The organism is Flavobacterium sp. LM5 (assembly GCF_002017945.1).
GTDB classification, from domain to species: domain Bacteria; phylum Bacteroidota; class Bacteroidia; order Flavobacteriales; family Flavobacteriaceae; genus Flavobacterium; species Flavobacterium succinicans.
On record NZ_MUFX01000004.1, the window covers coordinates 313,600 to 339,187 of the forward strand.

Here is a 25,588-nt window from a genome sequence, read left to right on the forward strand (position 1 = left end):
TTAAACTATCATCATCAATTTACTTTAACTATTTGTGATTTTTGAAAGAGTATAATTATTGCTCGTTTTTCCAATTCAAACGATCTTGTTGACTGTATTGCCAAGGCGCACCGTTATTCTCAATATTTGTCATCATCGCATTCAAAGGCATTGGAGCGGCACTTTGTTCCATTACCAAATAGCGTCGCATATCCATAATAATTGACAATGGACTTATATTTACTGGACATTCTTCCACACATGCATTACATGAGGTACAAGCCCACAATTCTTCGGCAGTAATATAATTGTTTAACAACGAAATCGAATCTGGTACAAACACTCCTTTGTTTTTGTTAATATTTCTTCCTACTTCTTCCAAGCGATCTCTTGTATCCATCATGATCTTACGTGGAGACAATTTTTTACCAGTTTGATTGGCTGGACATGATGAAGTACAACGACCGCATTCGGTACAAGTATAAGCATTCATCAACTGCACCCAATTTAAATCCATTACATCGCTGGCACCAAACTTATTTGGAACACTATCAGTAGTTGCGGGAGCTGCAAAAGGATCAGCATTAGGATCCATCATCAATTTAACCTCAGTAGTAACCGAAGCCAAATTATCAAATTGACCTTGGGGTTTTAAATTAGCAAAATAGGTATTTGGAAAGGCTAAAATAATATGCAAATGTTTTGAATAATATAAATAGTTCATGAAAATCAAAATACCAACAATATGCAACCACCAAAATAATTCTGATAATAACATCACGATTTCGTTAGACATCCCGTCAAAAACAGGTGCTATAAATTGACTAACAGGAAAAGAACCTGCTTTGATGAAATGTGAAAAACCGCCAGGAACCTGCTGTAGATGCAGATCTGATGCATTCATTAATAAAAATAAAGACATTAAAACGACTTCAAAATATAAAATGTAATTTGCATCATTTTTTGGATACCCATTTAAATCGGCACTAAGAAATCGTTTGAGTTTGATAACATTTCTTCTAGACCAAAATACAAATACAGCAAGAAGCACTAAAGCTGCTAAAACTTCAAAAGAACCAATTAAAAAATCATAAGCTCCGCCTAAAAAAGCAAAAACACGGTGTGTTCCAAAAAGGCCATCAATAATAATTTCTAATAATTCAATATTGATAATTATAAAACCAACATAAACTATAATATGTAAAACCCCAGCAACAGGCCTTTTAACCATTTTGGATTGTCCTAATGCAATCATGGCCATGTTTTTCCATCGCTCTTTAGGATTGTCAGATCGATCAATATCAGTACCTAATTTGATGTTGCGAATGATCTTTTTTACATTAGTAAAAAAATAACCAAATCCTACTACAAGGATTATGGCAAATAGAACATTGTCTAAAAAATTCATAAATAGTTAGTTTTTTGCTTTTAATAGTGAGTCGTTTTCAGGGGCAATATAAGGTTTATTTTTTTTTCCAAAAACAGAAACGTTTACATAACGCGTTGGATGTAAACGAACATCTTGCAACAACAACTCTAATTCTTTTGAAGTTTTGGACAAATTAGCATACAGCGCTTCATCAGTAAGTAATTTACCCATGGTCCCCTTCCCTGACTGTAAATTAGCCATCATCTTGTCTACATTTGCAAGAGTTTTATTTAATTCGGTTACAGTTTTGCCAAGATCAGCTTTTTGTAGTGAATCCGAAATCTTTGAAAAATTACTAGAAACCTTATTGAAATTTGAGACCACTCCTTTTATCTGGTGTTTGTTATCATCTAAAATTCCATTAATACTTGATGATGCCTTGTGAAATTGAACCATTGTTTTATTCAATTCAGCTAAACTATTTTTTAAATCTGCTTGGCCTTTTTGATCCAAAACATTGTTGATACCCGTAAGCATAGCATCAGCATTTACTAATAGCTTCTCTATTTTTTCTTGTAACGGAACCAATTTTTCGCTCATACTAGCAGCCATACCCAGTTCTACACCGCCTTTTAATCTGGCCCCATTTTCTAATAGCTCTTTATCCAAAAGATTTGGACGTATTGCAATTTGCTTTGAACCTATTAAAGTAGGTTCATAAATTAGAGCAGTACTGGATTTTGATATTGGAAAATCAGTATTAATTTGTAATTCTACTAAAAGTTTACCCGTACTTTGGTCAATTGTGATTGATGCTACTTTTCCAATCAACAAACCATTTAAAGTTACTGCCGATGAAGGTAAAACACCTTCTACATTATCATATTCAACATAATAAGTGGAGTAGTTAGTAAAAAGATCGCGTCCTTTTAAAAAACTATATCCCCAAATAAATAATAAAATTGCGGTAATTACTATAATTGCCGTTTTGATTTCTTTTGTTAGTTTCAAAATATAAGATTTTGCGCAAAAATAAAATAAAAAAATTAACTAGTCTGCTTATTTAATAGCTTCTTGTATACTTATTTTCTTTCCATCTTTGAAAGCGGTAAGAAAAGCTGTTTCAAAACCGCTAGATTTAGCTGATTTCAAATGCTCTTTGGCTATTGAATAATCAGCAGTTTCACCGAAATAATATTTGAATAAATTATCTTCTTTTTCCATGGTAACACCGGTGAGTCCTTTAAAATTTTTAGGATGCAATTCTAAATTCATATAACTAGCTGATAATTGCACTTTAAAAACAGTACCCTTTACAGGATTACTTATCGGTTTAGCTTCCTCTTTAATGACAGGTACATCCACAACTGGGGTTGCTTCTTTGGCTACCGATACATTTGTTGGATTACTGTTGTTATCAAAAATTGCAGTTCCATAAAAATCGTTTTTATATGCAATAATGGCTTTTGCAATAGCCTGAGCCAAATCATTTTGACCGCTTTCAGAAACTAAGATCGCACCTTCTGCAGGATTAGAGATGAACCCCATTTCAATCAATACTCTAGGCATATACGCTCGATGCAACACCAAAAAACCAGCTTGTTTTACCCCACCACCTCTTATTTTTTTTCCTAATTTATCAAATTCATTTTCAACATTTGAGGCTAAAGAAATGCTGTTTTCCAAATATTCTTCTTGCATCAAAGTCATACCAATTAAAGACTCTGGCGAATTGGGATCGTATCCTTCATACTTTTGCTTATAATCTTTTTCAAGCGTAATTACAGCATTTTCTTTTCGTGCAACATCTAAGTTAGAAGCTGATTTTGTAACCCCCATCACATAGGTTTCGGTACCATCGGCAGCTGTATTTTTGTTTGCATTGCAGTGTATTGAAACAAATATTGAGGCTTTAGCTTTATTTGCGATATTTGCACGTTCGTTTAATTCGATAAAAACATCCGTTTTTCGAGTATAAATAACTTCTATTTGCTTAGTTTCTTCAAGTATTTTTCCTACTTTAAGAACAACTGCCAGAGCCACATCTTTTTCAACTCTCCCATTGTATTTAGCTCCTGTATCATGTCCACCATGACCAGCATCCAAAGCAACTTTAAACACATCTACCTGACTATAAGAAAATAATGAAAGAAAAAGAAAGGTTGCACTAAACATTACTTTTATAAAAATCTTGGTATTCATAATTTTAAAATTAATTTTATTAAGGGACTACAGCTATAATATTGTTAATTGATTATTTTTGCAAAAAAATATATGTAAGTTTGATGTTTCAAAATTTGATACATCATTTTTACAAAAATAGCATTAAAACCTTTGCGTACAAACATATTTAATATCGTTTTAATTTCATTTATCCTTTTGTCAGGAACAAATAGTGCCTTTTGTCAGGATATAAAGAAAAAATCAACTCCAATTCCTTCAAAAAAAACTGCAAAACAACAGCAAAAAGATGTTAAGGCATTGTCTATTGCAGAAGTTGATACCATCAAAAAAGATACTTTAAAAACTAAAAAACCTTTTTTAGAAGATAAAGTAAGATACAAGGCTCAAAACTATGTCAAAAGAGACCAAAAGAAAAACCTAATCACGCTTTATGATAAGGGTGAATTGTATTATCAAGACATAGAATTACAGTCAGGTATCATAGTTATGGACAACGAGAAACAAGAAGTTTATGCAGGCAGAATTAAAGATTCTACCGGTAAATACACTCAATATCCTGTATTTAAACAAGGGGCAAACGTAGTAGAACCTGATTCGATCCGTTTTAATTTCAAAACCAAAAAAGCCTTGATTTGGAATTCAAGGTCCGACCAAGGAGAATTTAAAATCAAAGCTTCGATTACCAAAAAAGAAAATGACTCCGTTTATTTTTTAAAAGGCGCCCGATTTACAACCTCAAAAAATGTAGACAATCCAGAATATTATTTCCAAACGAACAAAGTCAAATTTATTCCAGGTAAAAAAGTGATTACTGGTTTAACCAATATGGTAATTGCAGATGTACCTACCCCTTTAGCCTTGCCTTTTGCTTATTTTCCAATGAGTAAAGAAACTAGTGTATCGGGGATTATTTTGCCTAGCTACAATGATTCGAATGCAAGAGGTTTTTCATTACAGAATTTTGGATATTATTTTGCTTTAAGTGATCATTATGATTTAACTGTTCTTGGCGATTATTACACCAATGGTAGTTATGGAATGCGTGCAGAATCAAGCTATGCCAAACGCTATAATTATAGAGGTAACTTTAATTTTAGATTTGAAAATTTAATTAATAGTGAGCGAGGTTATCCAGATTATTCTAAGCAATCCATCTACAATATTCAATGGTCTCACTCCAAAGATTCTAAATCAAATCCAAATTCGAGTTTTTCAGCATCCGTGAATTTAGGAAGTAGTAAATATTTTCAACAATCGATTAATGTTGAAAACATAGGATCAAACTTAAACAATACCTTAAGTTCATCAGTTTCTTATTCCAAGACCTTCAATTCCGTACCACAAGTACGAATGTCATTATCTGCTACGCATTCACAAAATACACAAACAAGCGAAATCAATATGACGTTACCTACACTTCAGTTAAGTGTGGACAGAATTTTTCCTTTTGCAAAAGGTGATGGACTTAAAAAAGGCATCATCAAAAACATCAACTTGCAATACAATTTGAATGGTAGAAATAGCTTTGTCACGAACGATTCTTTATTCTTTAAATCAGAAATGTTTAAAGATGCGCAAATTGGTATGCAACATAGTATACCTATTAGCACCAACTTTAAAATTTTTAAACACTTTAGCGCATCTGCATCTGCAAATTATGAAGAAGTTTGGTATTTGAAAACCATAAAAAGATATTATAACAAAGATTTGAGCAAAGTAGTAGATGAAACTGTAAATGGTTTTGATGCTTTTAGAACCTATTCTTTATCAAGTAGTATTGGTACAACAATTTACGGAACTTTTAATTTTGGGGAGGACAAAAAAATCAAGTCCATAAGACACGTCATGCGCCCTTCTATTTCTTACGGTTACACCCCTAGTTTTGAGAAATATTATGACACTTACGCCTCAGATGCTAGTGGAAAAATGATTAAACAATACACTCGATTTGATGGTGGTATTTACGGCGTACCACGTTTGAGCAATTCTAACAACATTGGTTTTGATTTAAGCAACACTTTTGAAGCCAAAGTAACAGATAGTGATAGTACAAAAGTAGAACCCAAAAAAATCATGTTGCTTAACAACTTGAATTTATCAACTAGTTATGACCTTAATGCAGATGGGAAAAACACTTTAGCGTGGTCAGCAGTTAGAGTTAGTGGTGGAACACAGCTTTTTAAAGACAAAATGCAAGTTAACTTTGGAGCCACTTTAGATCCTTATGCAATTGACAATTCTGGGAATCGTGTCAACATCTATAACATAAATAATGGAGGAAGTTTGTTTAGAATGACTAGTGCAAATATGACTTTAAATTATTCCATAGCAAGTACCGATTTCGACAAAAAACAAAAAGATGATAGTCAGGTAAAACGTAATGGTGGACGAGAAGATGATTTATTTGGTAAAAGCAATGATGTATTGAACCGTAAAAGCCAATTTGAGGACTCCGACGACGAATCCAATGGAGAAGATGTAATCACCACCTTTTTTAAATCAGCTTTGCCATGGGATATGACCTTTGCCTACTCTTTAACCTATGGAAACAATAATAGAGAACGAAAAATAATCAATAACTCAATAATGATTTCTGCTAATGCAGATTTAACCCCAAAATGGAAAGCAGGTATCTCAACAGGTTATGATTTTGTACAAAAAGGAATCACTTTTACTCAAATTCGTTTTGAAAGAGATTTATTGAGCTGGAGAATGGATTTCAACTGGACACCTTTTGGTGACAATTCCAATTGGAACTTCTTCATTGGTATTAAATCTGGCGTATTAAGCGATATTAAATGGAATAAACGAAGAGTAAACGACAGAGCACTTCAATAAACTTACAATAAATAAAATAGAATGAAAAAAGTAATTTTTACTACAGAGGCTCCATCTCCGATTGGACCATACAGTCAAGCCATTTTAAAAGAAAATACCCTTTATACTTCTGGACAAATTGCACTAGATCCTACAAGTGGCGAACTCGTTACAGATTCTATCGAAAAAGAGACAGAACAAGTAATGCTAAATTTAAAAGCTGTACTCGCAGCAGCCAATATGACCTTTGAAAACGTAGTTAAAACCAGTATTTTTATCATGGATATGAATGATTTTGCAGCAATAAACCAAGTGTACGGATCATTCTTAAATGAAAAAACCGCTCCAGCTCGTGAAACGGTTCAAGTGGCATGTTTGCCAAAAAATGTAAATGTAGAAATATCTATGATTGCTGTGCTATAGCATTGAGTAATAATTGTGCTGTAGCTGCATTAGTTGCAAGTGGCACATTATGAACATCACAAACCCGTATCAGCATATTAATATCTGCCTCGTGTGGGTGACTAGACAAAGGATCTTTAAAAAAGAGTACCATATTGGTTTTTCCTTCACCCACTCTACCGGCAATTTGTGCATCACCACCTAAGGGACCAGAAAGCATTCTTCGAACTTTAAATCCTACTTCTTCTGCTTTCCCTCCTGTTGTTCCAGTTGCAATCAAATTAATGTTTTGGGAATCAAGAATAGCTTTGTTTTTAACTAAAAAATCAATTAAATCCTTTTTTTTGCCGTCATGCGCAATTATAGCTATTTCCATAATTAACTATTAGCCACGTGATACGCGATTAATCCATCGATTGGTCTACGTAAAACGTTCCCTAATTTTAATTCATATTTATCAAAAGTCACTTGCAATTCTTCTCTCAAGTAAAAAGCGATAGAACCTACAAAATGGACAGGAATTTCTTGGTGATTATCATATTGTTTAATATAATTTTTCACAAATGATTTCATCCCTTTGTAAATGATTTTTTTACAAAATTCGTTTTCTTTATGTTTGATTAAAAACTTTGCAAACGTAGCTAAATAAGCATTTGGATTAGGCTCTTTGTATAATTTATTTTTAATAAAATCAGGATCTACATTGTAGTCTTTTTCAAATTCTACAGCAAGTTCTTTAGGCATTTTGTTAAAATAGTATTTTCTAATTAACTCTTTACCAAAAACATTTCCACTACAATCGTCCATGACAATATATCCAAGAGATTGTACTTTTTGATGTAATTTTTTACCATCAAAATAACTGCAATTTGAACCTGTACCCAAAATACTTACAATTGCTTCCTCCCCTTTAGGAGTTGTTGCATATACAGCTGCATAAGTATCTTCTTGAACACTAACAATAGCATTTGGAAAATATTCTTGAAAAACTTGAGTCAATAATTGAATCATTCTTATTGTACCACAACCGGCACCGTAAAAGAATAAATGTGTTGCTGCATTTTTATTTTGCAATATATCAAAGCGATCGTTCAAACGATCTACTATTTCTTTCTCGTTTAAAATTTCAGGATTTAATCCCAAGGTTTGTGTGGTAAAAAGAACTTTACCTTTGTCATCAATTGCGATCCAATCGGCTTTCGTAGAACCACTGTCAACTATTAATTTCATATAATTTTGTATTTAAGTTTTGTTTAGAAGCAAAACACACAAGCTTTTTTGGACTTGTGTGTTTTGTAAAAATAGAAAAACTTTCGAGAATCGATGATTTCCGAAAGCTTTTTTTCTTAATTTTTATTTTAAACCTGAAATATGAACAGATAAATCAATCAATTTGCTTGAATAGCCATATTCATTATCATACCAAGAAACTAATTTGAAGAAAGTTGAATTTAATCCAATTCCAGCACCTGCATCAATGATAGAAGTTCTTTTATCAGAAATAAAATCTTGAGAAACTACTGCATCTTCAGTAAATCCAAGAACACCTTTCATAGTTGTTTCTGAAGCTGTTTTCAACGCTGCCATAATTTCTTCATAAGAAGTTTCTTTAGCTACTTTTACAGTTAAATCTACAACAGAAACGTCAGCAGTTGGTACACGGAAAGCCATACCAGTTAATTTTCCATTCAAAGCAGGAATTACTTTCCCTACAGCTTTAGCTGCTCCAGTTGAAGAAGGGATGATATTGATAGCAGCTGCACGTCCACCTCTCCAGTCTTTTCTAGAAGGACCATCAGCAGTCATTTGTGTTGACGTTGTAGCGTGAACTGTAGTCATTAACGCTTCTACAATTCCAAAATTATCATTGATTACTTTAGCTAATGGAGCTAAACAGTTTGTAGTACAAGAAGCATTAGAAACAATTACATCTGAAGCTTTTGCTTCTGTATGGTTTACGCCCATTACAAACATTGGTGCATCAGCAGATGGTGCAGAAATGATTACTTTTTTAGCTCCACCTTTAATGTGCTCGTTTGCAGTTTCGATAGTTGTAAAAATACCAGTACATTCAGCAACTACATCAACATCTACTTCATTCCATTTTAAGTCTGCAGGATTTCTTTCAGCAGTAATACGGATGTTTCTACCGTTAACAAATAATTTTCCTTCTTTTACTTCAACAGTTCCGTCAAAACGACCGTGAACTGAATCATATTTTAACAAATAAGCCAAATGATCTACATCTAACAAGTCATTGATTGCAACAACTTCAACATTATCTCTATTGAAAGACTCTCTAAAAACAATTCTTCCAATTCGCCCAAACCCGTTTATTCCTAATTTTACTTTTGACATGTTTACTAAATTTAAATTAATTTTTTTTTCTACAGTTTATATTTTTATTAAATCGACATGATATCTGAAACGCGAAGCAATTCTCTATCAATTTCAGTGTGTCCTTTTATAGCTTGCTCTAATGGAGTCAATTCTACTTTGTTGTTTAGCAAACCTACCATCAAATTGGATTTACCTTCAAGAATGGATTCAACAGCTTTAACCCCAAGCCTACTTGCTAATACACGATCAAAACAAGAAGGTGCTCCACCACGTTGCATGTGTCCTAGTACTGAAACGCGAACGTCATATTCTGGAAAATTCGATTCTACATAATCTTTAAGTTCAAAAACATTTTTACCTGTTTTATCTCCTTCAGCGATTACCACAATACTAGATGTTTTCCCGGTGGTTTTACTCTTTTTTAATGACTCTAACAAACGTTCCAAGCCAAGATCTTCTTCTGGAATTAATATTTCTTCTGCACCAGCACCAATTCCTGCATTTAAAGCTATATGACCAGCATCTCGTCCCATAACTTCAATTAAAAACAAACGGTTATGAGAACTCGCTGTATCTCTAATTTTATCAATAACATCCACCACAGTATTTAAAGCGGTATCATATCCTAGCGTATGACTAGTACCATAAATATCGTTATCAATCGTTCCTGGAATACCAATTACTGGAAACCCAAATTCTGTATTGAAGAGCAATCCACCTGTAAATGATCCATCTCCTCCAATTACTATTAAGGCTTCTACTCCTTCTTTAACCAAGTTATCATAAGCTTTTTTACGTCCTTCAGGCGTTCTAAATTCCTGTGATCTTGCTGATTTTAAAAAGGTCCCACCTTTATTTATAATGTTATTCACACTTCTTGGTCCCAATTCTTTGAAGTCTCCTTCAATCATACCTTGGTACCCTCTATAAATACCTACACAACCAATGTTATGAAACGCACAAGTTCGAACTACTGAACGAATCGCTGCATTCATCCCTGGGGAATCACCTCCCGATGTTAGTACTCCTATTTTTTTTATTGTTTTTGACATTTTCTATATATTTATATGTAAATTTAATGAACATTGGTTACTTTTAATAATTTCTTATTATATTTTTAATATTTTGATATAAATTCAAACGTTTTCGTTGATAAGTTCTCCTTTTTTACAATAAATGCAAGTTAATTTTGCACTTAATTTATTTTACTATTCATTTTTTGACAAATCAATAATTTTCAATTGTGGTTCAATTAAAAAAAAATAAAAGAAAAATCAAGCACATTTCAAAAATTATGTAGACAAATAATATGTCGCTAAAAGGGGTATATTTTGGTTTAAATAGCATTCTTTCTCTATAAATTTATAAAGAAAAACAAACAATACTACTTCTACTGTCATCAAATTAACTTTTTAATAACTTGTGATAAAGCATTAAAATGGAATTTATTGATGATAAAATAATAAAATAGGTGAAGTTAAAATAAAACACACCTGTATTTCGATTATTCAGTGTTTACTAAAGGAAAAACATAAACACACAAGCAACAATAATTCTTCACTACTTAGAAAACGAAAATCTTTACAAAAAAAATAGCAAAAAAAAACCCGTTGGCTCAGTAGCAACGGGTTTTGTAACTATACTATTCTAACACCTAATATTCTTCTTCGGGAAGAGTGCCCTCATTATTGTTTTTGGGCTTTTCTTGTGCTTGCTTTTTTGATTTATTAAAATTGATATAATCTGGAGGCAAACTTGAATCATTAATGATCTCAGAAGATTTTGTAGTGATAGTCAATTTATGTTTTTTAAAAATTAGCGTCACAAATTCTTTGAAACTATCAAAATCAACATCATAAGAAATACCCACTCCTTGTGTATATCCAATTCCTTGACCAATATAATTGATGTCATTTTCTTTATTAAACAATCTAAGATTAAAATTTCCGGCATCATTTACTCTATATAATATTTCCACATCTCCCACAATTGCTGATTCGTTAACACCACCAAAAGGAACTCCTACTTTTCCATTAATTGTAATTCTTTCGTTTAATTGTGAAGATACCGTTGCTACAAATCGACCATCAGTTTCTCGACCCACTCTTCGATCTGCTGTAATTACATTTACACCAATTTTTAACTTATCATCGTCTGATTGAATAATATCACCCAAAAGTCCCGAAGCCGTTTCGAATAAACTCGAAGAAAAATCAGACTGACTAATCCCTTCAGGACTTAGGAAACTACCTGATGACAGCAAATAAAGAGCTTGAGTGTATCTAGTATCCTTATCATTTAATTTATATTGAATTTCAGAGCCCAAAACAGAACTTACCGTTGGAAATAAAATATTAAAATCAGGCTCTGGACGAGCTAAATCACCTCGAATTCCAACGACAACTTCTACGGGTACTTTGGTATTTAAAGATGAATTTTCAAGTAATACTGATGGATTAGCAGAAGTCTTATAAACGGCTTCTAAGTTCAATTGAGCTTTTAATGGGTTACCTTCCCAAATTATAGATCCTCCTTTTTTTACGGCAAACTTCTTATCTATTAAACCTCCATATTTAAAATTATACGTTCCTTCGTAAGCCTGAAAATCCCCCCACATATTAAACTTTCCTAAGGTATTAATTTTGAAAAGCAAAGATCCAAAACCTTTTCCTTTCATTCCATGACCTGTATTTCTATCTAAAATAACTTCTACTTCAGCATTTGGATTAACATCAAAATCAAATTCAAGTTCCAATCCGTTATAATCTCTTATTTTTTCAATTACACCAAACTTCGAGTTGTTTTTTTCTTTTGCTGTGATAAAATGTATAAAACCATTTTCACTAATACTCTCGGCATTGTTTATAGGTATTTTAACAGAAGTTCCTTTCTCTGATTTAGCCACAACTTTAATAAAAAGCCCATCAGCAGGCCCTTTTACAAGTGCAGTGCCATCAATAAATGCAGTTCCAAAATAAGCGGCATCATCACTGTCTTTGGTGTCAAGCGCCAAAAATCGTTTCGAATCTATTTTTAAATCTAATTTCCAATCTGAAAATTGATTGTGCTCTACCACTCCATTTAAAATTCCTTGCGTTTTAAACTTAGTATCAAAAATTCCATTGTTTCGAAATAAAAATTTCTCATTTGAAAGATCAACAACAGTCTTATCATTTAATTCATAATCCACATTTAGATAGGGAATATTTATCCCTGCCCCTTCAAGGTACAATCTGCCATTGATATCAGGCTTGGAGGTCGTTCCTTGTATTTTGGTATTACCTGAAACTAAACCTCTGATGTTCTTCAAAATTCCACCTGCTACTGGCGTTAAAAATGAGAGATTAAATTTATCCAACTTAACATCAAAGTCCAACACCGTTTCATTGTTCACAACTTCAAAGTAACCGGCAGCACTAAAGGATTCAAAATTATCATTTTCAAGATGCGATTGCATTTCAAACTTTTTAAAAGATTGATCACCAGTAATATCTAGAGAAAGATTACCAAAAAATACATTGTTCACTTTTAAACGATCCACAAACACGGCTGCCGTAGGTTTATACACCAAGCCTTCTTGCTCAAAATTGACTTGACCGCTTATATTTCCATTGAACTCGAATTTCTCATCGTAAGGAGTAATTTTTCTCAAATCAACATTTTTAAAGTTCAAATGTAAATCTTTGTAATTCTTACCCTTAATCAAACCACTCAAATCAATTTCTTGATCCTCATGTGTTAAAACAATATCATTGATGGCGAAATTTTGTAAAGTTTTATCAAAAACGATCTGATTACTTTGAGTTTCATTGGCATTAATATTCCAAAAGAAGTTTTTAAATTTTATATCAGATTTTGAAAAACCAATTACGTTATTTTTATTTTTATCTATAGTGTGAAAAAGATTTAAATTGTAAACATCCTCTCCTTTATTACCTCCTTTGAATTCGCTTCTGATTTTTAAAGAATCCTTACTTGTTACATTAATCAAGCTAAAATCACTGATTTTATATACACTTGTTTTTATGCTATCCAATTCAACAAAAGTATTAAACAAAGGGTTTTTGTTGTCCACCACAAGCCTCACATTGTCTAAAGTTGTACCTGATGCGGTGATACTATTGGACGCAAAATTCATTTTAAATAAGTTGTGATCAGAATCAATAATCCCTTTAATTTTTGAATCTGTACCTACTGTGATTTCTGGATAAAGTGCTTCAACAATTTTATCATAAATAGAAAAATCAAACTTTAAATATTGACCTTTGGCTACTTTAATTGGTTTATAATTACCATAAAGACTTCCCAACGAGTTTTGAACCAAAGCTCCTAATTGAGCAAATTTGTATTTCCCAACCACTTGTCCTTCACCCACGTCATTGGATTCTAAGGTAACGGTTCTACTATTTTTATCATCAAAGAAAGAAGAAACATGAATATCACCAAAAGAATAGCTGTTTTTCGTATTTTGATACTGTACATTTTTCACATAAACATCGCCATACATGTTATCAATTGAATTACCAACACATGCTACTTTTATATCTCCTTTGAAATTAGAAATCTTTTCAGAATCAAAATGAAGTTGATATAAATGAGCTTTACCGATGGCGATTTCAAAATCATACTTATTTTGTTTTCCACTCAAATCAACCAATCCCTCAAAATTCATATCTAAATTAGGATCATTGATAGTAACTTTACCCTTATATAAAGGCATGGTAAATCTACCATCAAGAACTAAATTGGTATAAGTATAATTATTAAAAGTAATGGATGAAACACCCCCTTTAACGCTAGTATTTAAACTTTTCTCCGTAAAACCTAGTCCATCAACACCCAAATTCGCGCTGGTTTTCCCTAGCTGTTTTTGATCCAAAAGACCACCTAAATCAAAATCTACTAAATCAATCGTTCCTTTATACTTAGCTTTATCAGATTGATTCATATTCAAAATCACTAAGTCTGAGGCCACAGCTCCAAGTGCCGAATTCATTTTGAAATTGGCTATAATGTTTTCTGTAGTTAATTCTGTAGTTCCTACCAAATTTACCTCTCCCATTTTCTTTAAAACTTCTGGCAGGCTTTTACCTAAAACATTGGGTAAAATACGCACCAAGTTTTCATAGCTTGAAGACAGAGATTTAAAATTTCCCTTCATAAAAAAAGCTTGAGATTTTGAAGGAAAAAGATTTTGAAAATTCAAAGTACCAACAATCTTAGAACCCTGATTATCGAACAACAAAAGATCTGAAAGCCATAAATTATTTAAAGTGCCTTGTACTCTAGAACGAGCGGTAAAATAGAGATTGCGTCCTAATTCATTATAAAAACAACGAATATCATTGGATCCGATTTTAGCTGATTTTAGTTTAATATCAAACTTAACTTTATTGTTAAAATCGGCAAAGTCTTCAATTTTATAGTTCAATGTTACCTCTCCTTTCAACTTAGATGCTTTGGTAGTAAGATCTAAGTTTCGAATCCGGATTTGTTTTTTGTTGTAATTAAATTTTCCACTTAATTTTTTCACAAAAATACCACGATGATCTTTAAAAGAAAGATGATTGATGTTGGTTTGTACTTCAGGACCTAGAATTTTAAAATCGCTGATCTGAGCATACAATTTTGTAAAATAGACATCTTTGGGCACAACCCGATTTTCATCTGTTAAAATAAAATGTCCATTGGAAATAAATGCCTCTCTAGCGGTCATTAAAAAAGGTTTGGTGGAAGGTTTTCCAGTTTCAAACGCTTCAATAAAAACATCAAGATTGGTCAACTTTTCTTTTTTATAGGTCTTTAAATTAAACAATAAGCCGTCTAATTTAATTCCATTAAAAATCAAATCGCCCTCTACAATTTTTTTTATCCCAATAATATCCGTCTTGATCCGATTGGCATATATTAAGGTGTCTTTATGGTGATCAGTAATCAACACCTTCTTAAGTTTTACCCCTCCAAAAATTGAAATTGCTACTTGATCCACCACGATTGAAGTCCCGTAAGAAGTATTAATTTCCTCCATTAGGGCTTTGGCTAACCTTGTTTGAACAGCTGGTATTGCCAAAGAAATCCCAACCAACAAAAGTAGCAGTAGGAATGCCATGACGACACGAAATAGTATTTTTTTAATTGTTTTGATAGTAGTTCTAATTAAATAATCGGTTGTAACACATATAAAACACACAAAAGAGGAGCAACGTATTACTCATTACGGCTATAATTCTAATGACTTAGGCTGCCATTTCATAAAAAATAGCTAATTTTGACCAAGCCGTAAAAATAAAGATTTTTACAACCATTTTTCAAATTAAATTTAAAATTCGTCACCATTTTTATGGAAAATAAAAATAGCTATATCCTTGCGATAGAAAGCTCTTGCGATGACACGGCAGCTGCGGTTTTACTCAACGATAAAGTGCTATCTAACGTAGTTGCTAACCAACTAATTCACAACCAATACGGCGGTGTAGTGCCTGAGCTTGCTTCTAGAGCACACCAGCAGAACATCGTTCCTGTTATTGATGCAGCCCTTAAAAAAGCAGGAATAACAAAAGAACAACTTTCAACAATTGCCTTCACTCAAGGTCCAGGATTGATGGGTTCGTTGTTGGTGGGTAGCTCGTTTGCAAAGTCTTTGGCTGCCGCACTACAAATTCCTTTAATTGCTGTAAATCACATGCACGCGCACATTCTTGCTCACTTTATTGACGAAGAAGGATATGACAAGCCTGAATTTCCTTTTTTGGCACTAACCATAAGTGGAGGTCATACCCAAATTGTAAGGGTAGATGGCTTTTTTGATATGACTATAATTGGCGAAACCACTGATGATGCTGTTGGTGAAGCTTTTGACAAAAGTGCCAAAATACTTGGATTGCCTTATCCTGGCGGCCCCTTAGTAGATAAATTGGCTCAAACAGGAAATCCAAAAGCTTATGTATTTACTAAACCGAAGGTACCTGGTTTAGATTTTAGTTTCTCTGGGTTAAAAACTGCTATTTTATATTTTATTCAAAAAAATGTAAAAGAAAATTCTGATTTTATTGAACTAAATAAAAATGACATCTGTGCTTCGATTCAACATACCATCATTGCAATTTTGATGGATAAACTAAAAATGGCAGTAAAAGAAACAGGAATCAAACAAATTGCAATAGGTGGAGGCGTTTCAGCCAATTCCGGAATTAGAACTACTTTGAAAGAAGCAGAAAAAAAATACGGATGGAAAACATTTATTCCAAAATTCGAATACACTACAGACAATGCTGCTATGATTGGAATTGTGGGATATCAAAAATTTTTAACGCAACAATTTGAATCATCCTCAGTGGTTTCAAAAGCAAGAATCTTATTTTAATATGCAATTATTTTACAACCCTTCAATTAACGAAACTTCGACTTCTTTTATTTTTGACAAAGAAGAAAGCAAGCATATTGTCAAGGTATTACGAAAAAAAGACGGCGACATACTATTTGTTACCAATGGCTTAGGTTATTTATTCAAAACGGCCGTAACCTTGGCATCAGACAGTAAGTGTGCTGTAACTATTCTGTCTTACGAAAAAATATCTCCTTCTGCCCACCCGGTACATATAGCGGTAGCGCCCACTAAAATGAACGATCGCTTTGAATGGTTTTTAGAAAAAGCAACTGAAATTGGTATTCAAGAAATAACTCCTATTATTTGTGACCGATCCGAGCGAAAAATCATCAACAAAGAACGATTTGAAAAAATTATTTTGACTGCCATGAAACAATGCAATCAATTGTATTTACCTAAAATAAATGATGCCATTTCATACAAAGACTTTTTCAAACAACAATATGAAGGTGTTTTATTAATCGCTCATTGTGAAGAAACCGAAAAAAAATCCTTAAAGTCCATTTTACAGCCCAACCAAAAAACGACAATTTTAATCGGCCCTGAAGGTGATTTCTCCGAAAAAGAAATTGATTTAGCAATCGCCAATAATTATATTCCGGTAACACTTGGCAACACTCGCCTAAGAACTGAAACCGCAGCAGTTGTGGCTTGTCATAGTGTTGTTTTCTTTAACGAATAGCTCAATTTTTTAGCCCTTAACATCCATCAAATGAAAAGAAGTCTGATACTCCTACTTTTATTTACCTTCTTTAGTAGTAAGGCACAAGAAATTGCACTTTTAAAATACAATGGTGGTGGCGATTGGTACGCAAACCCAACTTCGTTACCCAATTTGATCCGTTTCTGCAATGCCAACATCAACACCCGAATCAAAGCTAAGCCAGCAACTGTTGAACCTAGTAATCCAGACCTTTTTTCCTATCCTTACATTCATATGACTGGACATGGCAATGTCCTTTTTAATGCTTCCGATGCTGCAAACTTAAAACAATACCTTGAAGGTGGTGGCTTCTTACATATTGATGATAATTACGGAATGGATCAATTTGTTCGAAAAGAAATAAAAAAAATAGCTCCAAATCATGAACTAATTGAGATACCATCAAATCATCTTATTTTTCAAAAACCCTATGCTTTCCCCAACGGTTTACCCAAAATACATGAACATGATGCAAAAAGACCACAAGCCTTTGGGGTTTTTATACACAATCGTTTAGCACTACTCTACACCTATGAAACTGATTTAGGTGATGGTTGGGAAGATGCAGAGGTAAACAACGACCCAATCGAAATTCGACAAAAAGCTTTACAAATGGGTGCGAACATCATTCATTATATTTTTAATAATTAATACTGTTTTTCATGCAATTAGCACATGAATCGGTTCCTTTTCAAGACCAACAATTTCCAATCGTACTTGTTTGTGATTCTCTTGTTTTTCAACCTAATATTGGTTCCATTTTTCGAATAAGCGAAGCATTTGGAGTGGAAAAAATTATTTTTTTAGGAATTGGAAATCAAATGAATCCAAGAAAAATAAATAAAACATCTAGAAGCACACATTTACATGTTTCTTATGAATTATATGATACTAAAGAGGATGTACTTGCCTATTTAATTGAAAATGACTTTGAAATTATAGCCTTGGAAATCACCACTACAAGTATTCCTTTGGAAACCATTACCATACCTCAAAATAAAAAAATCGCCTTGCTAATAGGAAATGAAATTGAAGGAATTTCTGAATATTTTTTGAATTATTCCCATCAAATTGCTCATATTGAAATGTTTGGGAAAAATAGCAGTATGAATGTAGTTCAAGCCACTGGAATTGCGCTTTACGAGGTTACAAAGTATTTAAAAAACAATATAAATATTTGATTTTTAACATCTTGAAAAAACAATTTTAAGAATAAAAAATTGGCTATTTAAAAATTATGTTATAAAATTGTTAAACTATTAACCAAATTAACACTATTTATAACAATTTAAATCCCAATTTATGAAAAAAATTTTAGCAAGTGCTGGTATCATGATCATGCTGTTTTCATGTCAGAACGAAGAAACAATTAACACAAGCGCAGAAAGTCAAGCTGTCACTAAAAGAGGATGTGCAACCAATGAAGTCTTTCAAGCACAATTAGCTGCAGATCCCAGTTTAGCGCTCCGCGTAAACCAAATTGAAGAATTTACTCAAAAAGCAAGACTTACCGGAAAATTAGTTAACGGAAAGGTCGTAATTCCTGTTGTTGTAAATGTATTGTATCGTACAGCAGCTGAAAATATATCAGACGCATTAATTCAATCTCAAATTGATGTTTTAAATAAAGATTTCACCGCCACAAACACTGATTTCTCAAGTACTCCAGCTCTATTTGCTGGTGTAGCTGCCAATGTTGACATTAGATTTGAACTTGTCAAAATCAATCGTAAATCAACCACAAAAACATCTTGGGGAACCAGAGATGCCATGAAAAAAACAAATCAAGGTGGTATAGCACCAACTTCTCCATCTAATACTTTAAACTTATGGGCTTGTACCATTGGCGGAGGTATTTTAGGTTATGCTCAATTTCCTGGTGGAGCAGCTGCTACAGATGGAGTGGTAATCGATTCAAAATATATTGGAGTTACAAGTAACTCAGGGGCAAGTTATCCCTATAACCTAGGAAGAACGGCTAGTCATGAAGTAGGACATTGGATGAATTTAAGACATATTTGGGGTGATGCAACTTGCGGAAGTGATTTAGTTGCTGACACCCCTACACATAATGCTCCTAATTATGGCGTACCTACTTATCCACATTTAAGCACATGTACTGGCACACCGGTTGAAATGACAATGAACTATATGGATTATACTGATGATAGAGGAATGTATATGTTTACCAATGGTCAAAAATCTAGAATGTCCGCACTATTTATTAGCGGTGGTGCAAGAGCTGGGTTTGGAATCTAAAAACAACTTCAACTTATTTATCTTAAAACTCGCTACTTAAAGCGAGTTTTTTTTATATTTTTACCCCAAACAATTAAAATATGATGACCTCCAAATTGATTGCAAACGGTATTTTAAGAGCAATTGTAATTATTTTAGCCACAGTGGTTGGAATTTACTTATTATATCAAATTCAATCTGTGTTAATATATCTGATAGTATCCTTGATACTAACCTTAATCGGTAATCCGTTTTTAGATTTTTTCAAGAAACGATTGAAATTTTCACATACTTTAGCTACTTTGTTCACAATAGGTATTTTTGTGGCTATTATTTTTGGACTTATAATTCTTTTCGTTCCGCTAATTGCAGCGCAAGGTCAAAATCTTTCCTTACTAAATACTGCAGAAATCGAAAAAAATGCCATAGCACTATTTCAACAAATCAATCAATTTTTAGAAAGTCATCATATCAATTTGAAAAAAATATTTGACTTCAAAAATTTCTCTTCCAAAGTAAACTTTAGTGTTATTCCTAATTTTCTAAATACTTTTTTAGGTACAATTAGCAGTTTTGGTATGGGATTGGCCTCTGTACTGTTTATCACTTTTTTCTTTCTTAAAGATCGTGTTTATTTTATCATAGGCGCTAAAAAACTTATACCGGATAGTCATGAGGAGCAAATTTTAGATTCGTTACATAAAATCAACCATTTACTCTCCCGATATTTTATTGGACTCCTTGTTCAATTATCAATCGTTTTTGTCTTGTACTTGATAGTATTATTGATTTTTGGAATTCCTAATGCCATAATTATTGCTTTCTTGTGTGCTGTGCTAAATATAATCCCCTACATCGGCCCACTAATAGCCTCCGTTTTGGCTGCCCTTTTAACTATGATTAGTCACTTAGGAGGTAATTTTCAAACCGAAATTATTCCAGCTACTATCTATGTTTTAATTGGATTTTGGATTGTTCAAATCATCGACAATAATCTCTCACAACCCATAATTTTCTCTAAAAGTGTAAGTTCCCATCCGCTGGAAATTTTCTTAGTCATCTTAATTGCAGGGTTTTTATTTGGAATTTTAGGAATGGTAATTGCCGTACCTTTGTACACCATCCTAAAAGTAATCGGAAAAGTATTTTTTCCAGAAAACAAAGTCATTCAATTGTTAACCAAAGATATTTAGCCTTGAATTTAAATGTATTAAATAGCGAAATTCAACACTTCATAAACGAAAATTTACATCTCAACATTACGCAGTTAGCGTTACAAAGAAATCCTTTTACAACAGTAGATTGGATTGAAATTTTGAGTCAAATAGAGAGTAAATCGAAAGCAAAAGACAAATTACCAAGCTGGTTTAGCACCGAAAACATTCTATATCCACCTAAGATTTCTATAGAACAAACCTCTTCAGAAAGCACTGCTTTGTACAAATCAAAGTTAATCTCTGGCACCAACTTAATTGATTTAACAGGCGGTTTAGGTGTTGACGATTATTATTTTTCAAAGAGATTTCAAAAAGTAGTCCATTGTGAAATAAACACTTCTCTTTCTCAACTCACCGCACACAATTTCAAACAATTACATGCTACAAACATTGAATGTATCTCGGGAGATAGTCAGGAATTTCTACTTCAATCCACTACCATTTGGGACTGGATTTACATTGATCCCTCTCGAAGAAACGATCAGAAAGGCAAAGTCTTTATGCTAAAAGATTGCCTTCCTAATGTTCCAAGTAATTTAGATTTTTACTTTACAAAATCAAAATCGATTTTAATTAAAACCGCTCCATTACTTGACATAACAGCCGGTTTAGCTGAATTAAAACATGTTAAAACCATCCATATTGTCGCCCTAAACAATGAAGTAAAAGAGTTGTTATGGGAATTGCATAAAGATTATGTTAGACCAACAGTACTAAAAACAGTAAATATAACTAAAAACAAAACAGAAGTTTTTGATGTACCCACAACAACAAGCTTTGCGAGTTATGGCGCACCCGAAAGCTATTTGTATGAACCCAATAGTGCAATCATGAAATCTGGTGGTTTTGATGCCATAAGTGCTATATTTAAAATTAACAAATTACATCCTAATTCTCATTTATACACTAACTCTACACTAATTGATTTTCCAGGACGCAGTTTTAAAATTATCAAAACCCTACCTTACAATAAGTTAGCATTAAAAAAAGAGCTCACCAATCATAAAGCCAACGTCACCACACGAAATTTCCCAGAAAGTGTAGAAAACATTAGAAAAAAATGGAAAATAAAGGAAGGTGGAGCAACCTATTGTTTTTTTACAACCGATATGAATAATAATAAAATAGTCTTAATTTGCGACAAAATTTAAAACCACATGAAGCACTTATTTCTTACCATCCTTATCCTTTTTAGTTTTTCTTTATTTGCACAAAAACAATGTGAATATAGCACCAATGTCGTAGATTCAATAGGAAGCTATAAAGTCACAAAAGAATACATGATTAGCGAAAAAAACTTTGCCGGCACTTCTAGTTACATTTTCTTTTCACTAGCTCTAACGGATGGAATTCCAACTTTAAATATACAATTGATTCAAAAAAGCAAAGGTTTTATAAAAGCCAACTGCTTCGATAAAAACTCAAAATTATTTCTTCAATTAAATGATGGAAGTATTATTTCTCTGATCCATAAAGATCAAGAGAACTGCGGGACTTTATTAAGAGATGACAAAGGTTTTGATAATAGAGTTACATCTGGCGAATTTTACTTTGTAAAAGACAGTTTTGACAAGCTAAAAAATTCACCGATTTCACTCATGAGAATAAAATACTTAACAGATTTAGAGGATTATGCAGTTAAGAAAGAATTCACTTCTGAGTTAGACAACAAAGTCTATTTTCCGGAAACTTATTTCATTAAAAATCTTTCGTGTATAGAAAATTAGTTGCACTTCCATTTTGTATTAGCAACTGCGTCTTTGCTAGCATTAGATAAACTATAATGCCACCATTCTGAATCAAAAGGCACAAATCCATTTTTTTTCATAATTTTTTTTAAGAGCTTACGGTTGTCCATAATTTTTTTGTCTAAAAAAGGATAGCCGTGCGCTGCTTCTTGTCCAAAAAAATCAAAAGAAGTCCCCATCTCAACCTCTTGACCATCAAAAGTCACCAATGTTATATCAACTGCTCCTCCTCTATTATGTATGGAACCTTTAGCTGGATTGGCTACGTATTTAGGATTAGGAACAATAGTCCACATTTTTTTTTGAATATCCAAAGGACGATAGCAATCAAAAATTTTAATTCTATAGCCTTTTTTTATAAAATTTTCATTAGCATTTACCAAGGCTTTTACAGTTTTTAAGCGTAACAAACAAGCTGCACAATCATACACTTTAGATTTTATAAAATTATCCTCTGTCGCATATTTCATATCATAAATAAATGCATCGCTGTAATCACTCAAATCCACAAATGTAGTATCAGTAATGGTTGCGTCAGTAACAAGTCGATCTGAAGCTGACTGTCCATACAAAAGTGGTGACCTAGAAACTAAGTATACAAAAAAAAGAGAAGGAAGTAAATGTCTAAAAAGCATAGCTGGAAATATTTTATAAATATATAAATTTCAATCATCCAGAACTAGTATAAACAAAAAAACGATACTATTTCTAGTATCGTTTTCAGTGAACGCAGAAGGATTCGAACCTTCGACCGCCTGCTTAGAAGGCAGGTGCTCTATCCAGCTGAGCTATGCGTCCATGTTGTCGGGGTGGCAGGATTCGAACCTGCGACCTCCTGCTCCCAAAGCAGGCGCGATAACCGGGCTACGCTACACCCCGAGTGCAAATATTTGCGGAGAGACAGGGACTCGAACCCTGGCGACGGTTACCCGTCGACAGATTAGCAATCTGCTCCATTACCGCTCTGGCACCTCTCCTAAAACAAATAAACTTGTTTCGTTTTGCGGTTGCAAATTTAAGACATCTTTACGTTTCTCACAACTATTTCCTTACTTTTTTTAAATTATTTTTGAATGTTTTTCTAAAGGAGTTAACAATCAAACATATAGAAAAGAAAATAAAATCAAAACATGAAGTCTAATAGTAATTATTTAAAAGAAAATAAAAAAAACACTAAAAAAGATTAAATTTGCTATTAAAACCAATCTATTATTATATTATGAATAAGAAAGTAGTCATTGTCTCAGCTGCTAGAACACCAATAGGAAGTTTCATGGGAGCACTATCAAGCATTTCAGCCCCAAAATTAGGTGCGATAGCTATACAAGGAGCGTTGAATAAAATCAATTTAAACGCAAACCTAGTCGATGAAGTATACATGGGAAATGTAATTCAAGCTGGAGTTGGCCAAGCCCCTGCTCGTCAAGCAGCGTTATATGCAGGACTTTCACAAGAAGTAGCTTGTACCACAATTAACAAAGTATGTGCTTCAGGAATGAAAGCAGTGATGCTGGCTGCACAAGCTATTCAGTGCGGAGATGCTGAAATTGTAATTGCTGGAGGTATGGAAAACATGAGTTTAATTCCACACTATATGAATCTTCGCTCCGGTACTAAATTTGGACCTAACACTATGGTCGACGGCATGCAAAAAGATGGCCTAACAGACGCTTATGACAATACCGCCATGGGAGTAAGTGCAGATCTTTGCGCCAAAGAATATCAAATCACAAGAGAAGAACAAGACGCTTTCGCTATCGCTTCTTATCAAAAATCAAAAGCAGCATGGGATGGAGGAAAATTCGACAACGAAGTGGTTCCTGTTCCTGTCCCACAGCGTAAAGGAGAGCCTATTTTAGTCACTAAAGACGAAGAGTACACTAACGTAAGCCTTGATAAAATTCCAGCCCTTAATCCAGTATTCACTAATGAAGGCTCAGTTACCGCAGCTAACGCATCGACTATTAACGATGGTGCCGCAGCACTTGTATTGATGAGCGAAGAAAAAGCAACAGCTCTAGGCCTAAAACCTTTGGCTTACATACGCGGTTATGCTGATGCCGCTCAAGAACCAAAGTGGTTTACAACAAGTCCTGCTAAAGCATTACCCAAAGCATTAGCAAAAGCAGAAGTGAAATTAGAGGAAGTTGATTTCTTTGAATTTAACGAAGCTTTCTCTGTCGTTGGACTAGCTAATGCTAAAATTTTAGGTCTAAACGATGACAAACTTAATATAAATGGAGGCGCTGTATCTTTGGGACATCCTCTAGGTTGCTCAGGCGCACGTATCATAGTGACCTTAATTAATGTGTTAGAGCAAAATAATGGTACCTATGGCGCTGCTGCAATTTGTAATGGCGGCGGTGGAGCTTCAGCTATTGTTATTGAAAAGGCTTAAACCACTATTTCTTTTGAATACTAAAATAACATCAAATGTTTGGAATCTGTAATTTAGCGATAATCCCACAAAGATTAGAGCCAAGCGACAAAAGTGAAATCGTATCTCAAGTTCTTTTTGGAGAACATTTTGAAATCATAGATCAACATAATCAATGGTCAAAAATCAGAACAGAATTTGATCAATACGTGGGCTGGGTAGATAGTAAACAGTATCAATCAATAAGTGCTACGGAATACAACCAACTCTCAACAGCAAATTGTATTTTGAATGCAGACTTAATTGAATATGTTACAGGTTCCAATAATTTAATGATACCAATTCCCTTAGGAGCAAGTTTATCGTTTTTAAATTACAACGAAATAAATATCAAGAAATTAAGTTTCGAAGGAACTAAAATCAGCGGTATAAAACCGAAAGAATGTTTACTCAAAACTGCCTTTATGTATTTAAATGCTCCCTATTTATGGGGAGGAAAAACACCATTCGGAATTGATTGTTCCGGTTTTACACAAATGGTTTATAAAATTAATGGCTATAAGCTACTAAGAGACGCCTCTCAACAAGCCAACCAAGGAGAATCATTAAGTTTTATTGAAGAAAGCGAACCTGGTGATTTGGCTTTTTTTGATAACGAAGAAGGTAACATCATTCATGTTGGTATTATTATGGCTGATAATTATATCATCCATGCCTCGGGTAAAATCAGAATTGATCGCTTAGACCACTTAGGCATCTACAACATAGAAACCCAAAAACACACCCACCAACTTAGAGTTATTAAAAAAATTATATAACAAAAAAAA

At 33.3% G+C, this 25,588-nt stretch carries 21 protein-coding genes and 3 tRNA genes; 12 read left to right on the forward strand and 12 right to left on the reverse strand.

The genetic code is table 11. From position 1 onward, the window contains the following. Window positions 1–55 precede the first annotated feature (55 nt). The 3 genes from BXU11_RS13585 to BXU11_RS13595 are packed head-to-tail and all read right to left on the reverse strand — an operon-like array spanning window position 56 to window position 3,550. The gene (locus BXU11_RS13585) at window positions 56–1,387 is read right to left on the reverse strand and encodes a (Fe-S)-binding protein (protein ID WP_078212905.1); all 1,332 of its coding nucleotides are present in this window, start codon (window positions 1,385–1,387) and stop codon (window positions 56–58) included. A gap of 6 nt (window positions 1,388–1,393) precedes the next feature. Then, on the reverse strand, window positions 1,394–2,359 hold the full coding sequence (locus tag BXU11_RS13590; RefSeq protein ID WP_078212906.1) for an MlaD family protein: 966 nt from the start codon (window positions 2,357–2,359) through the stop codon (window positions 1,394–1,396). A 48-nt stretch (window positions 2,360–2,407) separates the two neighbouring features. Next, a complete protein-coding gene (locus BXU11_RS13595) occupies window positions 2,408–3,550 on the reverse strand; it encodes an N-acetylmuramoyl-L-alanine amidase (protein ID WP_078212907.1) in 1,143 nt (380 codons plus the stop codon). Between the two features lie 132 nt (window positions 3,551–3,682). Between BXU11_RS13595 and BXU11_RS13600 the strand changes: the two genes are divergently transcribed. Continuing rightward, entirely contained in the window at window positions 3,683–6,370 is a 2,688-nt protein-coding gene (locus BXU11_RS13600; RefSeq protein ID WP_078212908.1) for a putative LPS assembly protein LptD, read from the forward strand. 21 nt (window positions 6,371–6,391) lie between these two features. After that, window positions 6,392–6,772: a Rid family detoxifying hydrolase gene (locus tag BXU11_RS13605; RefSeq protein ID WP_078212909.1), complete on the forward strand. Its 381-nt coding sequence runs from the start codon at window positions 6,392–6,394 to the stop codon at window positions 6,770–6,772. On the opposite strand, the gene BXU11_RS13610 is transcribed toward BXU11_RS13605, so the two are convergent. The 5 genes from BXU11_RS13610 to BXU11_RS13630 form a co-directional block, all read right to left on the reverse strand. Further along, window positions 6,753–7,127, reverse strand: coding sequence for a methylglyoxal synthase (locus BXU11_RS13610; protein WP_024981852.1), 375 nt, complete (start codon window positions 7,125–7,127; stop codon window positions 6,753–6,755). The genes BXU11_RS13605 and BXU11_RS13610 overlap by 20 nt on opposite strands. 2 nt (window positions 7,128–7,129) lie before the next feature. Beyond that, window positions 7,130–7,981 (reverse strand): N-acetylglucosamine kinase, encoded by an 852-nt coding sequence (locus BXU11_RS13615; protein WP_024981853.1) that lies wholly within the window; start codon window positions 7,979–7,981, stop codon window positions 7,130–7,132. A 123-nt stretch (window positions 7,982–8,104) separates the two neighbouring features. Further along, window positions 8,105–9,109, reverse strand: a complete 1,005-nt coding sequence (gene gap / locus BXU11_RS13620) for a type I glyceraldehyde-3-phosphate dehydrogenase (RefSeq protein ID WP_024981854.1) — start codon at window positions 9,107–9,109, stop codon at window positions 8,105–8,107. Between the two features lie 47 nt (window positions 9,110–9,156). After that, entirely contained in the window at window positions 9,157–10,143 is a 987-nt protein-coding gene (gene pfkA, locus BXU11_RS13625; protein WP_024981855.1) for a 6-phosphofructokinase, read from the reverse strand. Between the two features lie 602 nt (window positions 10,144–10,745). Beyond that, window positions 10,746–15,200: a translocation/assembly module TamB domain-containing protein gene (locus BXU11_RS13630; RefSeq protein ID WP_078212910.1), complete on the reverse strand. Its 4,455-nt coding sequence runs from the start codon at window positions 15,198–15,200 to the stop codon at window positions 10,746–10,748. A 231-nt stretch (window positions 15,201–15,431) separates the two neighbouring features. Between BXU11_RS13630 and tsaD the strand changes: the two genes are divergently transcribed. The 8 genes from tsaD (at window position 15,432) to BXU11_RS13670 (ending at window position 22,363) form a co-directional block, all read left to right on the forward strand. Beyond that, complete coding sequence (tsaD, locus tag BXU11_RS13635) at window positions 15,432–16,454, forward strand: tRNA (adenosine(37)-N6)-threonylcarbamoyltransferase complex transferase subunit TsaD (protein ID WP_078212911.1); 1,023 nt, start codon at window positions 15,432–15,434, stop codon at window positions 16,452–16,454. Window position 16,455: 1 nt separating this feature from the next. Continuing rightward, window positions 16,456–17,160: a 16S rRNA (uracil(1498)-N(3))-methyltransferase gene (locus BXU11_RS13640; protein ID WP_078212912.1), complete on the forward strand. Its 705-nt coding sequence runs from the start codon at window positions 16,456–16,458 to the stop codon at window positions 17,158–17,160. A 30-nt stretch (window positions 17,161–17,190) separates the two neighbouring features. Continuing rightward, complete coding sequence (locus BXU11_RS13645) at window positions 17,191–17,832, forward strand: DUF4159 domain-containing protein (protein WP_078212913.1); 642 nt, start codon at window positions 17,191–17,193, stop codon at window positions 17,830–17,832. Between the two features lie 11 nt (window positions 17,833–17,843). Continuing rightward, window positions 17,844–18,362 (forward strand): TrmH family RNA methyltransferase, encoded by a 519-nt coding sequence (locus BXU11_RS13650; RefSeq protein WP_078212914.1) that lies wholly within the window; start codon window positions 17,844–17,846, stop codon window positions 18,360–18,362. Between the two features lie 121 nt (window positions 18,363–18,483). Then, window positions 18,484–19,440, forward strand: a complete 957-nt coding sequence (locus tag BXU11_RS13655) for a zinc metalloprotease (protein ID WP_078212915.1) — start codon at window positions 18,484–18,486, stop codon at window positions 19,438–19,440. Window positions 19,441–19,520: 80 nt separating this feature from the next. Beyond that, window positions 19,521–20,612 carry an AI-2E family transporter gene (locus BXU11_RS13660; RefSeq protein WP_078212916.1) on the forward strand — a complete coding sequence of 364 codons (1,092 nt, stop codon included), beginning with the start codon at window positions 19,521–19,523 and terminating at the stop codon, window positions 20,610–20,612. A 2-nt stretch (window positions 20,613–20,614) separates the two neighbouring features. Beyond that, the gene (locus BXU11_RS13665; protein WP_078212917.1) at window positions 20,615–21,787 is read left to right on the forward strand and encodes an SAM-dependent methyltransferase; all 1,173 of its coding nucleotides are present in this window, start codon (window positions 20,615–20,617) and stop codon (window positions 21,785–21,787) included. Window positions 21,788–21,793: 6 nt separating this feature from the next. Then, a complete protein-coding gene (locus BXU11_RS13670) occupies window positions 21,794–22,363 on the forward strand; it encodes a hypothetical protein (RefSeq protein ID WP_078212918.1) in 570 nt (189 codons plus the stop codon). On the opposite strand, the gene BXU11_RS13675 is transcribed toward BXU11_RS13670, so the two are convergent. From BXU11_RS13675 to BXU11_RS13690, 4 genes are all read right to left on the reverse strand, one after another. Next, window positions 22,360–23,019 (reverse strand): M15 family metallopeptidase, encoded by a 660-nt coding sequence (locus BXU11_RS13675; protein WP_078212919.1) that lies wholly within the window; start codon window positions 23,017–23,019, stop codon window positions 22,360–22,362. The genes BXU11_RS13670 and BXU11_RS13675 overlap by 4 nt on opposite strands. Window positions 23,020–23,108: 89 nt before the next feature. Further along, window positions 23,109–23,182 (reverse strand) — tRNA-Arg (locus tag BXU11_RS13680). Window positions 23,183–23,188: 6 nt separating this feature from the next. Next, window positions 23,189–23,263: transfer RNA gene (locus BXU11_RS13685), tRNA-Pro, on the reverse strand. Window positions 23,264–23,277: 14 nt separating this feature from the next. Continuing rightward, window positions 23,278–23,361: transfer RNA gene (locus BXU11_RS13690), tRNA-Ser, on the reverse strand. Window positions 23,362–23,603: 242 nt separating this feature from the next. Here BXU11_RS13690 and BXU11_RS13695 point away from each other — a divergent pair. Both BXU11_RS13695 and BXU11_RS13700 read left to right on the forward strand, forming a co-directional pair. After that, complete coding sequence (locus BXU11_RS13695; protein ID WP_078212920.1) at window positions 23,604–24,782, forward strand: acetyl-CoA C-acyltransferase; 1,179 nt, start codon at window positions 23,604–23,606, stop codon at window positions 24,780–24,782. 35 nt (window positions 24,783–24,817) lie between these two features. Further along, complete coding sequence (locus tag BXU11_RS13700; protein ID WP_078212921.1) at window positions 24,818–25,579, forward strand: C40 family peptidase; 762 nt, start codon at window positions 24,818–24,820, stop codon at window positions 25,577–25,579. The last annotated feature ends 9 nt before the right edge of the window (window positions 25,580–25,588 follow it).

Coding starts and splice junctions, on each gene's coding strand:
- BXU11_RS13585 (WP_078212905.1), bottom strand. CDS start 1,387: ATGAATTTTTTAGACAATGTTCTATTTGCCATAATCCTTGTAGTAGGA.
- BXU11_RS13595 (WP_078212907.1), bottom strand. CDS start 3,550: ATGAATACCAAGATTTTTATAAAAGTAATGTTTAGTGCAACCTTTCTT.
- BXU11_RS13605 (WP_078212909.1), top strand. CDS start 6,392: ATGAAAAAAGTAATTTTTACTACAGAGGCTCCATCTCCGATTGGACCA.
- BXU11_RS13610 (WP_024981852.1), bottom strand. CDS start 7,127: ATGGAAATAGCTATAATTGCGCATGACGGCAAAAAAAAGGATTTAATT.
- BXU11_RS13615 (WP_024981853.1), bottom strand. CDS start 7,981: ATGAAATTAATAGTTGACAGTGGTTCTACGAAAGCCGATTGGATCGCA.
- gap (WP_024981854.1), bottom strand. CDS start 9,109: ATGTCAAAAGTAAAATTAGGAATAAACGGGTTTGGGCGAATTGGAAGA.
- pfkA (WP_024981855.1), bottom strand. CDS start 10,143: ATGTCAAAAACAATAAAAAAAATAGGAGTACTAACATCGGGAGGTGAT.
- BXU11_RS13630 (WP_078212910.1), bottom strand. CDS start 15,200: ATGGCATTCCTACTGCTACTTTTGTTGGTTGGGATTTCTTTGGCAATA.
- tsaD (WP_078212911.1), top strand. CDS start 15,432: ATGGAAAATAAAAATAGCTATATCCTTGCGATAGAAAGCTCTTGCGAT.
- BXU11_RS13640 (WP_078212912.1), top strand. CDS start 16,456: ATGCAATTATTTTACAACCCTTCAATTAACGAAACTTCGACTTCTTTT.
- BXU11_RS13645 (WP_078212913.1), top strand. CDS start 17,191: ATGAAAAGAAGTCTGATACTCCTACTTTTATTTACCTTCTTTAGTAGT.
- BXU11_RS13650 (WP_078212914.1), top strand. CDS start 17,844: ATGCAATTAGCACATGAATCGGTTCCTTTTCAAGACCAACAATTTCCA.
- BXU11_RS13655 (WP_078212915.1), top strand. CDS start 18,484: ATGAAAAAAATTTTAGCAAGTGCTGGTATCATGATCATGCTGTTTTCA.
- BXU11_RS13660 (WP_078212916.1), top strand. CDS start 19,521: ATGATGACCTCCAAATTGATTGCAAACGGTATTTTAAGAGCAATTGTA.
- BXU11_RS13670 (WP_078212918.1), top strand. CDS start 21,794: ATGAAGCACTTATTTCTTACCATCCTTATCCTTTTTAGTTTTTCTTTA.
- BXU11_RS13675 (WP_078212919.1), bottom strand. CDS start 23,019: ATGCTTTTTAGACATTTACTTCCTTCTCTTTTTTTTGTATACTTAGTT.
- BXU11_RS13695 (WP_078212920.1), top strand. CDS start 23,604: ATGAATAAGAAAGTAGTCATTGTCTCAGCTGCTAGAACACCAATAGGA.
- BXU11_RS13700 (WP_078212921.1), top strand. CDS start 24,818: ATGTTTGGAATCTGTAATTTAGCGATAATCCCACAAAGATTAGAGCCA.